This window comes from Stenotrophomonas sp. AS012628 (genome assembly GCF_010608305.1).
GTDB classification, from domain to species: Bacteria; Pseudomonadota; Gammaproteobacteria; order Xanthomonadales; family Xanthomonadaceae; genus Stenotrophomonas; species Stenotrophomonas geniculata.
This window is the reverse complement of record NZ_VMBJ01000025.1, coordinates 12,707-26,828: the sequence shown is the minus strand read 5'-3', so window position 1 is coordinate 26,828 and position 14,122 is coordinate 12,707. Positions and strand designations below refer to the sequence as shown.

Below are 14,122 nucleotides of genomic sequence, written 5' to 3'. Positions count from 1 at the left end.
ATGTCCTCCACCCTCATCACCAACGCCCGGATGGTCAACGAAGGCCGCACCTTCGACGGCGACCTGCGCATCGAGAACGGCCGCATCGCGCAGATCGGCAATGGGCTGGCGCCGCGCGACGGCGAGCAGGTGGTGGACGCGGCCGGACGCTGGTTGCTTCCCGGCATGATCGATGACCAGGTGCACTTCCGCGAACCGGGCCTGACCCACAAGGGCGACATCGCCAGCGAATCGGCGGCGGCCGTGGCCGGTGGCCTGACCAGCTTCATGGACATGCCCAACACCAACCCGCCGACGCTGGATTCGACCATCCTGGAAGCCAAGTACGAACTCGCGCGCGGCCGCGCCTGGGCCAACTACGGCTTCTACCATGGCGCCAGCAATGACAACCTCGAAGCGATCCGTGCGCTGGACCCGAAGAAGGCCCCGGGCGTGAAGGTGTTCATGGGCGCCTCCACCGGCAACATGCTGGTGGACAACCCGGAAACGCTGGATGCGATCTTCCGCGAATGCCCCACTCCGATCATCACGCACTGCGAAGACACGCCGATGATCGATGCCAACCTGAAGGCCTTCCAGGAAAAGTACGGCGACGCGCTGACCCCGGACATGCATCCGGATATCCGTTCGCGCGAGGCCTGCATCAAGTCGACCCGCCTGGCGATGTCGCTGGCGCGCAAGCACGGCACCCGCCTGCATGTACTGCACATCTCCACCGCCGACGAGCTGGCGCTGTTCGAGAAGGGTCCACTGATCCGCGCCGACGGCAGCCGCAAGCAGATCACTGCCGAAACCTGCGTGCACTTCCTGCACTTCGCGCGCCCGGACTATGCGACCAAGGGCAACCTGATCAAGTGCAACCCGGCGATCAAGGAAGTGTCCGACCGCGAAGCAATCACCGCTGCGCTGGCCGACGACGTGCTGGACGTACTGGCCACCGACCACGCCCCGCACACCTGGGAAGAGAAGCAGAAGCCCTACGCGCAGGCGCCGTCGGGCCTGCCGCTGGTGCAGTACGCGCTGGTGGCCGCGCTGGAGCGCGTGCACGAAGGGAAGCTGACCCGCGAGCAGGTGGTGCAGAAGTTCGCGCATGCGCCGGCGCAGCTGTTCGACGTGGAAGAACGCGGCTTCCTGCGCGAAGGCTACTTCGCCGACCTGGTGCTGGTGGAAGACGTGCCATTCACCGTCAAGCGCGAGGACGTGCTGTCCAAGTGCGGCTGGTCGCCATTCGAAGGCACCACCTTCCGTTCGCGCGTGGCCTCGACCTGGGTCAACGGCCAATTGGTGTGGGACGGCAGCAAACTGGTGGGTGAACCGGCCGGCCAGCGCATGACCTACGACCGCTGATGCGCAAGGTATTTCTGTTCGGGGCGCTGCTGCTGGCCGCGCCCCTGTTCACCGCACCGGCGGCGCAGGCGCAGGATGGCATCGGCAGCCTGATCGACAGTCGCGTGGTGTTTCCGGCCAGCGCGTCGCAGGGCGCGCTGGTGATCGGCAAGGTGCCCGCCGGCAGCCGCGTGCAGTACGCCGGCCGCCAACTGCGGGTGAGCGGCTATGGCAGTGTGGTGTTCGGCATCGGTCGCGACGAGAAGGGCCCGTTGCGCGTGCAGGTACAGCGCCCCGATGGTGGCAGCGAGACGGCGACCATTGCGGTGACGCCGCGCGACTGGCCCACCGAGCGGGTCAACGGCGTGCCGCCGAAAACGGTGAACCCGCCGCCGGCGATTGCCGAGCGGATCAAGCGCGAACAGGCGCAGGTGACCGCGGCACGTGCCCGCGATGACGACCGCACTGATTTCACCCAGACCTTCATCTGGCCGGTGCAGGGCCGCATCAGTGGCCGCTTCGGCAATGCGCGTGTCTACAACGGTCAACCTGGTGCCGGTCATTCCGGCATGGACATCGCGGTGCCGACCGGCACCCCGGTGAAGGCACCGGCCGCCGGCATCGTCACCTTCGCCGGCCCGGACCTGTACCTGACCGGTGGCACGCTGCTGCTCGACCACGGCTTCGGGGTCAGCTCCAACTTCCTGCACCTGTCGCGCATCGACGTGAAGGTCGGCGACCGGGTGGAACAGGGCCAGGTGATCGCCGCGGTCGGCGCCACCGGTCGCGCCACCGGCCCGCACCTGCACTGGGGCATGAACTGGTTCGATACCCGCATCGACCCGCTGCTGGTGCTGGAACGTAAGTAACGCGCGCAGCTTCCCCGCCGGGCATGGCCCGGCGCTACCGCGTGACGGATCGTTTATCGCGCATGGGCCGTGCGATGAATTGGTAGCGTCGGGCCATGCCCGGCGAGCGCAGCGGCCAGTCGTTCAGCCGCGCGCGGCCCACCACACGCGCAGCAACGTGCGTACCGGGGTGGCTTCGATCGGCTTGCCTGCGGCCTGCGCCGCCACGCGTGCGCGCGCCAGGCTGGACCACACACGGCGCGGGCGCGGGCCGGGCACGCGACTGCCCCACCCCTTCAGCAGGTACTGCGCCCAGCGCTGCGCAGCCGTGCTGGAATCCTCATCCAGCAGGCTGCGCGGTACACCGGCCACGCCGGCATCCTGCAGGCGCTGGGCCAGGGTCTGCAGCTGCACCGCACGACCGGCGCCGGTGCGCGGCTTGTCGTTGAACAGCGCCGCTTCCACCGCGGCAACCGCGTCGGCGTAGTTGGCCAGCGCGCGCTCGGCACTGGCCGCATCCAGCGCGACCGTGCGCGCTTCAACCAGATCCGGCAGCGCTTCGGCCAGCTGCGCCCACGGCGCATGCACCGGTTCCAGCAAACGACCCAACGGGTGGCGCGAACGATGCGCAGCCCAGCTGCGCAGCTCCTCGCCCCACCACGCCAGCTTGGCGTCGGCCGGCAACGGATCGCCGCCGGTGTTGAGCATGTCGTCGAACTCCTGCAGCAGCGCAAACCACGCCACGGCAAGCTCGCGTTGCGATTCGGCCACGAACGGGGCGGCCACCGACCATTCCGGCCAACGGCTGCGCCACTTGTCGAGGAAACTGTCCAGCGCGGTACTGCTCACTACGTCATTCCTTACGGCTGGGCCGGGGCTGCCGGCCGGGTCGGCCAGAGACTGGCCAGTTGCAGAAGTCCGGCGTTCTCGACCAGCACGTCGGCCTGCCAGGCCAGCGGGTCGTCGCTGTGCAGGCGATAGCCCCACAGTGCCGCCACCGACGGCATGGCCGCGGCACGCGCGGCGATGATGTCGCGCTCGTCGTCCCCCACGTATACGCATTCCCCGGCAGCAATGCCGATGGCCTGCGCAGCATGCAGAAGCGGCAACGGGTGCGGCTTGCGCTCGGCCAGGCTGTCACCGCCCACCAGCACCGCGCAGCGCTGCTGCCAGCCATGCTGCGGCAGGATCAGGCGCGCCAGGTACTCGGGCTTGTTGGTGACGATGCCCCACACCGTGCCGGCGGCATCCAGTGCAGCAAGCATGCCGGCCACGCCATCGAACAGCACCGCGTGCTGGCCGATCAATGCTTCATAGCGCTGCAGGAATTCCGGGATCAATGCATCGCGCGCAGCGGCATCCAGGTCCGGGAATGCCGCACCGACCATCGCGCGCGAGCCCTTGGACACCACCGGGCGCAACAACGCCGGATCGATCGGTGCACGGCCACGTTCGGCCAGCATCGCATCGCAGGTGGCAACGAAGTCCGGCGCGCTGTCCAGCAGGGTGCCGTCCAGATCGAACAGCACCGCGCGCGGGAAGCGGGCAGAGGTCATGCCGGCTTGACCGCGTAGGCGAGGTAGTTGATGTCGGTGCGGCTGCTCAGGCGGGCATGGTTGCGCCACGGCTCGTAGGCCATGCCGCTGACATCCACCAGCTGCATGTCAGCCTCGCGCAGCCAGCGTGCCAGCTCGGCCGGCTTGATGAATTCCTGGTAGTGATGGGTGCCCTTGGGCAGCAATCGCGCCACGTACTCGGCACCGACAATCGCCACCGCGAATGCGGCAGCGGTGCGGTTGATGGTCGACAGGAACAGGTGGCCGCCCGGCTTCAGCAGGCGCTTGCAGGCCTCGATGATCGCGCCCGGATCCGGCACGTGCTCGAGCATTTCCATGCAGGTGACCACATCGAAACTGCCCGACTGCTCGGCAGCCAGGTCCTCGGCGGCCTGGACGCGATAATCCACCTTGGCACCGCTTTCCAGCGCGTGCAGGCGCGCGACCTTGACCAGTTCCGGGGCCAGGTCGATGGCGGTGACGTCGGCACCGGACTGCGCCAGCGCCTCGCTCAGCAGGCCGCCACCACAGCCGATGTCGAGCACACGGGCACCGCGCAGTGGCACGCGGTCGGCCACGTACTTCAGCCGCACCGGGTTCAGCGCATGCAGCGGCTTCTGCGGGCCATCAGCGTCCCACCAGCGGTTGGCCAGCGCGGCGAACTTGTCCAGCTCGGCCTGATCGAAATTGGAGGATGCGTGGGGGGCAGTCATGAGGGTGTCCTTGCGGCGCCAGGGTTCAGGCGCGGATATGGCGGATGCGCTCGCGCCACTGGCGCGCGTTGGCGATGATGCCCGGCAGGTCCATGCCGACCAGCTCGCGCTGCACCAGCTTCGGCTTGCCGGCAATCCAGACATCGCTGACCTGCTGGCGGCCGGTGGCGTACACCAGCTGCGACAGCACGTTGTGCAGCGGCTGGGTTTCCAGCGCGGACAGGTCGACGCAGACCAGATCGGCCTGCTTGCCGACCTCGATCGAACCGATGCGGTCACTGAAGCCCAGCGCGCGGGCGCCGCCCAGCGTGGAGGCACGCAGCGTGGTGACTGCATCCAGCGCGGTGGCGTCGTCGGCCACGGCCTTGGCCAGGATCGCCGCCGTGCGGTTCTCGCTGAACATGTCCAGGTCGTTGTTGCTGGCGCAGCCGTCGGTGCCGATCGCCAGGTTCACGCCGGCGCGCTGCAGGGCGCAGGCCGGGCAGAAACCGGAGGCCAGCTTCAGGTTCGATTCCGGGCAGTGCACCACGCTGACGCCACGTTCGGCGCACAGGTGGATTTCCGCGTCGGTCAGCTGGGTCATGTGCACCGCGATCAGGCGGTCGTTGACCAGGCCGAGGCGATCCAGCCGCGCCAGCGGACGCTGGCCGTGCAGCTTGATCGAATCGGTGATTTCCTGCGCGGTCTCGTGGGTGTGCAGGTGCACCTGCATGTCGAGCTGGTCGGACAGCATCCGCACCCGCTCGAAGTTGGCATCGTTGACGGTGTACGGCGCATGCGGCGCGAACGCGGTGCCGATCAGCGGATCGGTGCGCCACTGGTCATGCAGTTCACCGGCCTTGGCGAAGTACTCGTCGTCGGTCTTGGCCCAGGCGGTGGGGAAATCGATGATGACCGCGCCAACCAGCGCGCGGAAACCGTGCTTCTTGTAGACCGCGGCCTGCACGTCGCCGAAGAAGTAGTTCTCGTTGGCGCAGGTGGTGCCGCCGCGCAGCATCTCGGCGATGGCCAGGGTGGTGCCGTCGGCCACGAATTCCGGCCCGATCACCGCCGCTTCCACCGGCCAGATGTGCTGCTGCAGCCAGGTCATCAGCGGCAGGTCGTCGGCGACACCGCGCAGCAGGGTCATCGGGTTGTGCGTGTGCGCGTTGACCAGGCCCGGCATCAGCGCGGCCTCGGGGCGGCTGACCACCTGTGCGGCGCGGAAACGCGCACGCGCCTCGGCACGCGGCAGGATCGCGATGATCTCGCTGCCACGCACGGCCACGGCATGGTCTTCCAGCACCACCGCATGCGGCTCGATCGGAACGACGTAACCGGCTTCGATGAGCAGGTCGCAGGCTTCGGGGAGGTGCGGGCTATCGCTCATGCGGGCTCACTGGCTATTGGAGAAGGGCCTGGCGGGAGGCGGTAGCGCCGGGCCATGCCCGGCGGCTGTCCGCTGCGGCGCCATGGGCGCCAGCAACGGGTCCGGGCGATGCCCGGAAAGCCGAGCACGGGCTCGGCTCTACAGTCTGGTCGACCTGCGGCCGGAACCTTACTTGACGCGTGCGGAGTATTCGCCCGAACGGGTGTCGACGCGGATCACTTCGTCCTGGTTGACGAACAGCGGCACGCGGACCACGGCGCCGGTTTCCAGGGTGGCAGGCTTGCCGCCGCCGCCCGAGGTGTCGCCACGGACGCCCGGATCGGTTTCAGTGATCTTCAGTTCAACGAAGTTCGGCGGCTGCACGAAGATCGGCTCACCATTCCAGAGGGTGACCACGCAGGACTCTTCGCCCTTCAGCCACTTCTCGGCGCCGCCCATGCCGGCCTTGGTGGCCTGGACCTGCTCGAAGGATTCCGGGTCCATGAAGTGCCAGTACTCGCCGTCGCTGTACATGAAGTTCATGTCGGTATCGACGACGTCGGCTGCATCCAGCGAGTCGGTCGACTTCATGGTCACTTCCTGGGTACGGCCGTCCTTGATCAGGCGGTACTTCACGCGGGTGAAGGCCTGGCCCTTGCCCGGCTTGACGTATTCGGTGTCGATGATGACGGCCGGTTGGTTGTTGACCAGGATCTTCATCCCGTTCTTGACGTCGTTCATGCCGTAGCTGGCCATGCGTAAACTCCTGAGTGGCAAAAACGCCGCGGGTGCGGCGAGCCGTTAGAATGGAAAGCCCACCGGATGCCGGTGGGCGACTGTTTTTCTGCCCCCATGATAACCGCAGGCCCCCTCTCCATGCAGCTTTCCGCCTTCCCACGGCCCCAGTCGCCAGGTGCGCCCGCGCGCTGGCAGCAGCTCTGGCGCCAGGCGCTGCGCGACCCGCACGCGCTGCTGGCCCGGCTGCAGCTGGACCCGGCCGCGCTGGGCGTCTCGGAGGCGGCCATGGCCCAGTTCGCGCTACGCGTGCCGGAAGGCTTCGTGGCCCGCATGCGCCCTGGCGATGCGGCCGACCCGCTACTGCGCCAGGTGCTGCCGATCGACGAGGAAATGCGCCCGGTGCCCGGGTTCAGCTTCGATGCGGTGGGCGACGGTGCCGCCAAGAAGGCCACCGGCGTCATCCAGAAGTACCGTGGCCGTGCCCTGCTGGTCGCCACCGGCAGCTGCGCGATCAACTGCCGCTACTGCTTCCGCCGCCACTTCGACTATGGGGCGGAGAACGCCGCCAAGGGTGGCTGGCAGGAGGCCGTAGCCGCCATCGCCGCCGACCCGGACATCGACGAGGTGATCCTGTCCGGCGGTGACCCGCTGTCGCTGGCCACGCACAAGCTGGCCGAGCTGACCGACGCCCTGCGCGCGATCCCGCATATCCGCCGCCTGCGCATCCATACCCGGCTGCCGATCGTGCTGCCGGAGCGCGTGGACGATGAACTGGTCTCCTGGCTGGGCAGCCTGCCCTGGCCGCTGGCGATCGTGGTCCACGCCAATCATGCCAATGAATTCGATGCCAGCGTGGACGCGGCGATGGTCCGCCTGCGCGGCATCGGCGCCCAGCTGCTGAACCAAGCGGTGTTGCTGCGCGGGGTCAATGACAACGTGCAGGCCCTGCAGGACCTGAGCGAGCGCAGCTTCGCCGCCGGCGTGCTGCCCTACTACCTGCACCAGCTGGACCGGGTCGAGGGCGTGGCCCATTTCGAAGTGGACGATGCCCAGGCCAAGGCACTGATTGCCGGCCTGACCGCACGCCTGTCCGGTTATCTGATCCCGAAACTGGTGCGCGAACTGCCCGGCGACCCGAGCAAGCGCCCGGTGTAGCCCCAAAAAAGGGGACGGAGGGGATGAAGTCGCAAATGCATAAGCGACTTCATCCCCTCCGTCCCTTTTTTGTGTCGGTCAGATGCCCGATTCGATCATCCGCACCACTTCGGTGGCGGTCACCGGGTGGCTCAGCCAATAGCCCTGCCCAAGGTCGCAGCCGCGCTGCGCCAGCAGCTCGAACTGCGCCTGCTGCTCGATGCCTTCGGCCACCACGGTGATGCCCAGCGCGTGGGCCATGGCAATGATCGCCGTGGTCAGCGCGAGGTCATCGGGGTCACGTTGCATGTCGGCCACGAAACTCTTGTCGATCTTCACGCCGTCCACGGGTACCTGGCGCAGATGACTGAGCCCGGAGAAGCCGGTCCCGAAATCATCCAGCCAGACCTTCACGCCGGTGCGGTGCAGCTTGTCCAGCAGCTGCGCGGCAACCATCTCGTCGCCGATCACGGCGGTTTCGGTCAGCTCCAAATGCAGGCGCGACGCCGGCAGCCCGGACTCATGCAGGCACTGCGCGACCAGTGCCGGCAGCTCACCGCCGCGCAACTGCCGTGGCGACACGTTGACCGACACGAACAGGTCGTCCCCGGCCGCCCCGCGCGGCCACTGCGAGGCCTCCATGCAGGCCGCACGCAGGACCTTCGGGCCGATGATCTCGATCAGCCCACTCTGCTCGGCTACCTCGATGAACACCGAGGGCGGAATCGTGCCCAGGGTCGGGTGCTGCCAGCGCAGCAGTACTTCAACGCCGACCATGCGGCGGTCGCGCATGCGGAAGATCGGCTGGTAGGCCAGGCGCAGTTCGCCGCGCTCCCAGGCACCGCGCAGCTCCTGTTCCATATGCACGCGACGCTCGACCGCATGGTCCATCGCCCGGCTGTAATAGCGATAGCAGTTCTTGCCGGCCATCTTCGCCTGGTACATGGCGATGTCGCCGTTCTTCAGCAGGGTGGTCGCATCGGCTGCATCGTCGGGGAACAGGGTCACGCCGATCGAGGTGCCCAGGAACAGTTCCCTGCCCTGCACCACCAGCGGCTTGCCCAGCTCGCGCACCAGCACTTCGGCCAGCAGCCGCGCGTTGGCGGCCACATCACCGTCGCCCACCAGGATCACGAACTCGTCTCCGCCGAAGCGCGCCAGCAGGGTTTCATCGCCCCCGGCCTCGGTGACCGCGCGGCCGATGCGCTGGGCGAACTGCAGCAATGCCTCATCGCCGGCCTCGTGGCCAAGGGTGTCATTGACCCGCTTGAAGTCGTCGATATCGGCGAACAGCAGGCCCAACCGGTGATTGGCGGCACGGGCGGCCATCAACCGATGATCAAGCGCCTCGCGGAATGCCAGCCGGTTGGTCAGCCCGGTCAGCGCGTCGGTATAGGCCATGCGCCGCACTTCGCGGTCATGGCGGGCGATCGCATCGCGCATCCGGGCGAAACCACGTACCAGTTCGCCGACCTCGTCGTCGCGGGTGTTCTCGGCCAGGGGCGTCTGGTAGTCACCGGCCTCGATGCGACGGGCGGCGACGGCAAGATCACGGATCGGCGCGACCAGGGTGCGCTGCACGTACAGGATCACCACCACGCCGATCACCACCAGCAGGCCCAGCATCAGCAGCAGCCAGCCCAGATGACGGCTGCCGACCTGCTGCAGGCGCTCGCCCAGGGTGGCGTTGGCCGCCTGCTCGCGCTGCTGCACCTCATCCAGCGCCATGCCGACCCGGACGCCGCCAATGCGCTGGTTGCCGATCATGATCGGCATGGTGTTGTCGAGCACCTTCGGCGATTCCTGCACGACCAGCATCTGCGCGGCTGCAGCCTTGGGTGCCAGGGGATCGGCCATCGGCTGGCCGAATCCGGACACCTCGACCGAGCCGTCGTGTACCAGCCGGCCGCGATCGTCGAACACCAGTACATAGCGCACCACCGGCTGTCGCGCCGTGCTGCGCACCAGTACGCCGACCTGGTCCAGGTCGCGGTAATACAGCGGGTTGGCCAGCGCATCGGACAACTCGCGCGCCATCGCCTCGCCGCGGCTGCGCACGCTGCGGTCGAACAGTTCATGGATGACGCCGCCGCTGAGGTTGCGCACCTCGCTCTGCATCGCCGTCTGCCGCCCCAACAACACTGCAAGGATCGCGATCACCACGACCATCGCCCCGCCCATCGCGAGCAGGAACCGGGCCTGCATCCCCGAGCCAAGCCACTTCATTCCACTTCCATCCGCACGCGCGTCAATCCTTGTTTCAATTCATCCAACCGCTGCTGCGCATGCGCATCGACGCGGTGGAACCCGGAAGTGCCAAAAAACCGATGCAGCGCCCCCTGCGCCTGCGGGTCGCTGGCTGCCTGCAGCAGCACTTCCTGCAGGCGATCGCGCACGCGTGGATCCAGGTCGGCGCGGACCATCTCCACCGCACGCGGGTAGGGTTCGGTGCGCAGCAGCTCGCGGAAGTCGCGCCGGAACGCTGCCGGCATCCGCCGCTCGTCATTCCAGTCCACGCTGCTCACCGCTCCCACGTCAACCACCCCCTTGTGCACGAACGTCGCGATGTTCAGCTCGCTGCGTGCAAATACGTAACCCACACTGTCCCGGCCCGGCATGTCCCATGCACCGGCCAGGATCTGGGGCGACAGGCCCTCCTGCAGCAACGTCATCACCGGCACCAGATAGGCACTGGTGGACGCCGTGTTCTGCAGGGCCAGGCGATGGCCCCGCAGATCCTGTACGCGCTGGATCGGGCTGTCGCGGCGCACGAAGAACACCGTCTGGTAATCACGCACGCCGTTGCGCTCGGTCAGCAGCAGTGGGCGGGCGCCACTGCGCTGGCCCAGCGCCACCGCCGTACCCGAGGTTTCGGTGACCCAGTCGACCCTGCCCCGCCGCAGATAGCTGGCCATCTGCTGCGGGTCGCGTGCCATCAGGATCCTCCCCTCCTTGATGCCAACGTCGTGCATGCGCGCCACCACGTAGTCCAGCAAGGGCTGCAGCTGTTCGTAATGCGCCTTGGGATCATCGCTGATCCGGCCCAGCACCAGTACCGGGTCCGGTGCTGCACGCACCGTCCCGGCCAGCAGGACCATGGCCAGGCTCAGCAGTCCCCCCTGCATTGCCTTTCGCAGACCCGACACAGGCTTCATCCCCCCTGGGTATCCAGACAGACTACCCGAAAAAATGAGAACGTCGTCAGCTGTCCTTGTTGCCCGCTTGTGCCAGTCGCGCCATGCGCTGGGTGTCGGCGAGGATGCCGCGCAACAGGCGCACTTCCTGCTCGCTGGGTTCGCTGCGCAGGAACAGGCGGCGCAGCTTGCGCATCGCCGATTCCGGGGCGCGGCCCTTGTGGAAATCGATCTCATCCAGCGTGTCGCCAAGCTGGGCGAAGAAGCTCTCCATCTGCTCGTGGCTGGCCGCCTGTTCGCGGAAGCCCGGCTCGGCGTCGGCTGCAGGCTGCGCACCCAGCAGCTGCATGCGCGTTTCATAGGCCAGCACCTGCACGGCAGCAGCCAGGTTGAGCGAGCTGAACTCCGGGTCGGACGGGATGTGCACCGCTGCATGGCACAGCTGCAGTTCCTCGTTGGTCAGGCCGGTGCGCTCACGGCCGAACACCAGCGCCACCTCGGCACCCTCGCCGGCCTTGGCCACCGCGCGGGCAGCGGCATCGGCCGGCAGGTACTCCTCCAGCTGGACACGGCGGGCACGGGCGGTGCAGCCCAGCACCAGGCGGCAGTCAGCCACGGCCTCGGCCAGAGTCGCCACCACCGGGGCGTCCCCCAGTACGTCTTCGGCACCGGCCGAGCGCCGGAAGGCCTCCTCGTCCAGCGGCTTTTCGGGAGCGACCAGTACCAGGCGGGCCAGGCCCATGGTCTTCAGGGCACGGGCGGCGGCCCCCATGTTGCCGGGGTGCTGGGTACCGACCAGGACGAATCGGAGGCGGGTGGCGGCGGGAAACTGGGACATGAACAGGGAAAAGGTCGAGCTGGACGATGACCAATGGTAAACTGTGCGGCCGGCCACTGCGCCGGACCCGCTCTTTTCCCCCGCCAGTCCATCTCTTCTGCCTTTCCGGGAGCCCACGCCATGCAGAAACCCGCCGTAACCGTCATGGTCAAGGCCGCCCGCCTCGCCGGCAACGTCCTGTTGCGCAACATCAACAAGCTCGAGGCACTGAACGTGGTGCAGAAGGGCCGGATGGACTACGCCAGCGAAGTGGATGCGGACGCGGAAAAGGTCATCGTCAAGGAACTCAAGCGCGCCTACCCGGACTACGGCATCTTCGGTGAAGAAGGTGGCGTGCAGGGCGAGCGCCGCCAGATGTGGGTCATCGACCCGCTGGACGGCACCAGCAACTACCTGCGCGGCGTGCCGCACTACTGCGTGTCGATCGCCCTGGTCGAAAACGGCGAGCCGACCGATGCGGTCATCTTCGACCCGCTGCGCAATGAACTGTTCACCGCCAGCCGTGGCGCGGGTGCCGTGCTGAACGACCGCCGCATCCGCGTGGCCGACCGCAAGGATCTGGAAGGCACGATGATCCACACCGGCTTCGCCCCGCGCGAGCGTTCCCGCGCCAGCGCCCAGCTCAAGGCAGTCGACGCCCTGCTGGTGCACGGCGAGGACATCCGCCGTACCGGTTCGGCGGCACTGGACCTGGCCTACGTGGCCTGCGGCCGCGCCGACGCCTACTTCGAAGCCGGCGTGAAGGCATGGGACATCGCTGCCGGCCTGCTGCTGGTCCGCGAGGCGGGCGGCAAGGTCTGCGACTTCAAGGGCGCGACCCTGGGCCGCATGGACAACCGCGGCCCGGAGACCCACCAGATCGTGGCCGGCAACCTGAAGGTGGCCGAGTCGCTGCAGAAGGTGCTGGTGAACACCGGCTACGCCGCCGAGTTCGACGCGAAGTTCTGAGATTCCGTGTAAAAGCGATTCATGGAGACGGCACCTGCGAAGGTGCCGTTTTCGTATCCGCGGTGATCGTGCTTGTCACTTTCTTTGCGCGCAAAGAAAGTAACCAAAGAAACGCTCCGCCGGCCGCGAGCCGACGCGCTGCGCACGCCGGTGCCCTGCGCTCCTCGGCCCGCCGAGGGACGGTGCGGGAACTCGCTGCGCTCAGACACCCACACCTCTTCGCCCTCGCCGGACCTGCGGTGCTCGGCTCGCTTGAAGGCGGACTGGAAGGTCAAGATCAACGGCAACAGCATCCACGCATGGCGTGAATCTACGGGGTGCAGCTGTCGCTCTTGATGTTGGGTCCGCCTTGAGCGAGCCGAGCATCGCAGGGGAATCAGGGGCGAAGAGGCGCCGGTGTTTGAGCGTAGCGAGTTCGGCGCCGTCCCCTGATTCACCGAGAAGCGCAGGGTACCGTCGCGTAGCGACGGCTCGCGCCCCGGCGGCGTGTTTCTTTGGTTACTTTCTTTGCACGAGCAAAGAAAGTGACACCTCCCCGCAGGCGCGGAAACGATACGCCGGGCATGGCCCGGCGCCACCAATGCGTCGGCGCGCAAACAAAAACGCCCGGCGCGAGGCCAGGCGTTCCTGCACTACCTTGAAAGCAGAAGCTCACGCCACCGTCGAAGCCCGCAGCGCGGCGATGCGCTCTTCCAGCGGCGGGTGGCTCATGAACAGCTTCTTCGCCGTCGAACCGGCAATACCAAACGCCGCGATCTGGGTCGGCAGCGTGCTCTGGCCGTGGTTGAGCTGCAGGCGCTCCAGCGCGGCGATCATCTTCTGGCGGCCGGCCAGCGAGGCACCGCCGGCGTCGGCGCGGAACTCGCGGTGGCGCGAGAACCACATCGAGATCATGGTGGCGAACAGGCCGAACACCATCTCCAGCACGAATACGATGATGTAGTAGGCGAAGCCGCGGCCGCCGCCTTCGCGGTTGCCCGACAGCGCGCTGTCGATGATGCCGCCGACCACGCGGGCCAGCACGATCACGAAGGTGTTCAGCACGCCCTGCAGCAGCGCCATGGTGATCATGTCACCGTTGGCGACGTGGGCGATCTCGTGGCCCAACACCGCTTCGGCTTCATCTTCGCTCATGTTGTGCAGCAGGCCGGTGGACACCGCCACCAGCGCGTTGTTGCGGTTGGCGCCGGTGGCGAAGGCGTTGATCTCCGGGCCTTCATACACCGCCACCTCCGGCATGCCGATGCCGGCCGCCTTGGCCTGGCGCTCGACCGTGGCCAGCAGCCAGCGTTCGGTCTGGTTGCGCGGCTCGGTGATCACCACCGCACCGGTGGAGCGCTTGGCCATCCACTTGGACAGCAGCAGCGAGATGAGGGAGCCACCAAAACCAAAGATCGCGGCCATGACCAGCAGGCCGCTCATCTTGCTCGGGTCGGTTCCCAACAGCGACATCACGATGCTGGCGAGGATCAGGACCGCGAAATTGGTCGCCAGGAACAGGGCAATGCGGGTAAACATGGGAAAATCCGGCTCGGAAGG

13 protein-coding genes are annotated in these 14,122 nt (G+C 67.4%); 4 read left to right on the top strand and 9 right to left on the bottom strand.

Features of this window, described 5'->3' with window-relative positions; all coding sequences use genetic code 11:
- Both G5A07_RS12485 and G5A07_RS12480 read left to right on the top strand, forming a co-directional pair.
- Positions 1-1,347 (top strand): dihydroorotase, encoded by a 1,347-nt coding sequence (locus tag G5A07_RS12485; protein WP_005417725.1) that lies wholly within the window; start codon positions 1-3, stop codon positions 1,345-1,347.
- Entirely contained in the window at positions 1,347-2,195 is an 849-nt protein-coding gene (locus tag G5A07_RS12480) for a M23 family metallopeptidase (RefSeq protein ID WP_010486622.1), read from the top strand. Before G5A07_RS12485 ends, G5A07_RS12480 begins: the two co-directional genes overlap by 1 nt.
- Positions 2,196-2,318: 123 nt before the next feature.
- Here G5A07_RS12480 and G5A07_RS12475 read toward each other — a convergent pair whose 3' ends face one another.
- The 5 genes from G5A07_RS12475 to efp all read right to left on the bottom strand — a co-directional run bounded on the left by G5A07_RS12475 (position 2,319) and on the right by efp (position 6,547).
- The gene (locus tag G5A07_RS12475) at positions 2,319-3,023 is read right to left on the bottom strand and encodes a squalene/phytoene synthase family protein (protein ID WP_191863386.1); all 705 of its coding nucleotides are present in this window, start codon (positions 3,021-3,023) and stop codon (positions 2,319-2,321) included.
- A gap of 11 nt (positions 3,024-3,034) precedes the next feature.
- Positions 3,035-3,730, bottom strand: coding sequence for a phosphoglycolate phosphatase (locus G5A07_RS12470; RefSeq protein ID WP_191863385.1), 696 nt, complete (start codon positions 3,728-3,730; stop codon positions 3,035-3,037).
- A complete protein-coding gene (ubiG, locus tag G5A07_RS12465; protein WP_126559470.1) occupies positions 3,727-4,443 on the bottom strand; it encodes a bifunctional 2-polyprenyl-6-hydroxyphenol methylase/3-demethylubiquinol 3-O-methyltransferase UbiG in 717 nt (238 codons plus the stop codon). The genes G5A07_RS12470 and ubiG overlap by 4 nt, the downstream gene beginning before the upstream one ends.
- 25 nt (positions 4,444-4,468) lie before the next feature.
- Positions 4,469-5,812 carry a TRZ/ATZ family hydrolase gene (locus G5A07_RS12460; RefSeq protein WP_191863384.1) on the bottom strand — a complete coding sequence of 448 codons (1,344 nt, stop codon included), beginning with the start codon at positions 5,810-5,812 and terminating at the stop codon, positions 4,469-4,471.
- 168 nt (positions 5,813-5,980) lie between these two features.
- Positions 5,981-6,547: an elongation factor P gene (gene efp / locus G5A07_RS12455; protein ID WP_005410381.1), complete on the bottom strand. Its 567-nt coding sequence runs from the start codon at positions 6,545-6,547 to the stop codon at positions 5,981-5,983.
- A gap of 120 nt (positions 6,548-6,667) precedes the next feature.
- Between efp and epmB the strand changes: the two genes are divergently transcribed.
- On the top strand, positions 6,668-7,684 hold the full coding sequence (gene epmB, locus G5A07_RS12450) for an EF-P beta-lysylation protein EpmB (RefSeq protein ID WP_191863383.1): 1,017 nt from the start codon (positions 6,668-6,670) through the stop codon (positions 7,682-7,684).
- 78 nt (positions 7,685-7,762) lie between these two features.
- Here the strand turns inward: epmB and G5A07_RS12445 are convergent, their stop codons facing one another.
- The 3 genes from G5A07_RS12445 to G5A07_RS12435 all read right to left on the bottom strand — a co-directional run bounded on the left by G5A07_RS12445 (position 7,763) and on the right by G5A07_RS12435 (position 11,635).
- Positions 7,763-9,889: an EAL domain-containing protein gene (locus G5A07_RS12445; protein ID WP_171955214.1), complete on the bottom strand. Its 2,127-nt coding sequence runs from the start codon at positions 9,887-9,889 to the stop codon at positions 7,763-7,765.
- Positions 9,886-10,788 (bottom strand): phosphate/phosphite/phosphonate ABC transporter substrate-binding protein, encoded by a 903-nt coding sequence (locus tag G5A07_RS12440; RefSeq protein WP_032952775.1) that lies wholly within the window; start codon positions 10,786-10,788, stop codon positions 9,886-9,888. Before G5A07_RS12440 ends, G5A07_RS12445 begins: the two co-directional genes overlap by 4 nt.
- A gap of 76 nt (positions 10,789-10,864) precedes the next feature.
- Positions 10,865-11,635 (bottom strand): RNA methyltransferase, encoded by a 771-nt coding sequence (locus G5A07_RS12435; protein WP_010486603.1) that lies wholly within the window; start codon positions 11,633-11,635, stop codon positions 10,865-10,867.
- A gap of 120 nt (positions 11,636-11,755) precedes the next feature.
- Here G5A07_RS12435 and G5A07_RS12430 point away from each other — a divergent pair, with 120 nt between their 5' ends.
- A complete protein-coding gene (locus G5A07_RS12430) occupies positions 11,756-12,583 on the top strand; it encodes an inositol monophosphatase family protein (protein WP_005417749.1) in 828 nt (275 codons plus the stop codon).
- Between the two features lie 651 nt (positions 12,584-13,234).
- On the opposite strand, the gene htpX is transcribed toward G5A07_RS12430, so the two are convergent.
- Entirely contained in the window at positions 13,235-14,101 is an 867-nt protein-coding gene (gene htpX, locus G5A07_RS12425; RefSeq protein WP_057503864.1) for a protease HtpX, read from the bottom strand.
- Positions 14,102-14,122: the final 21 nt, after the last annotated feature.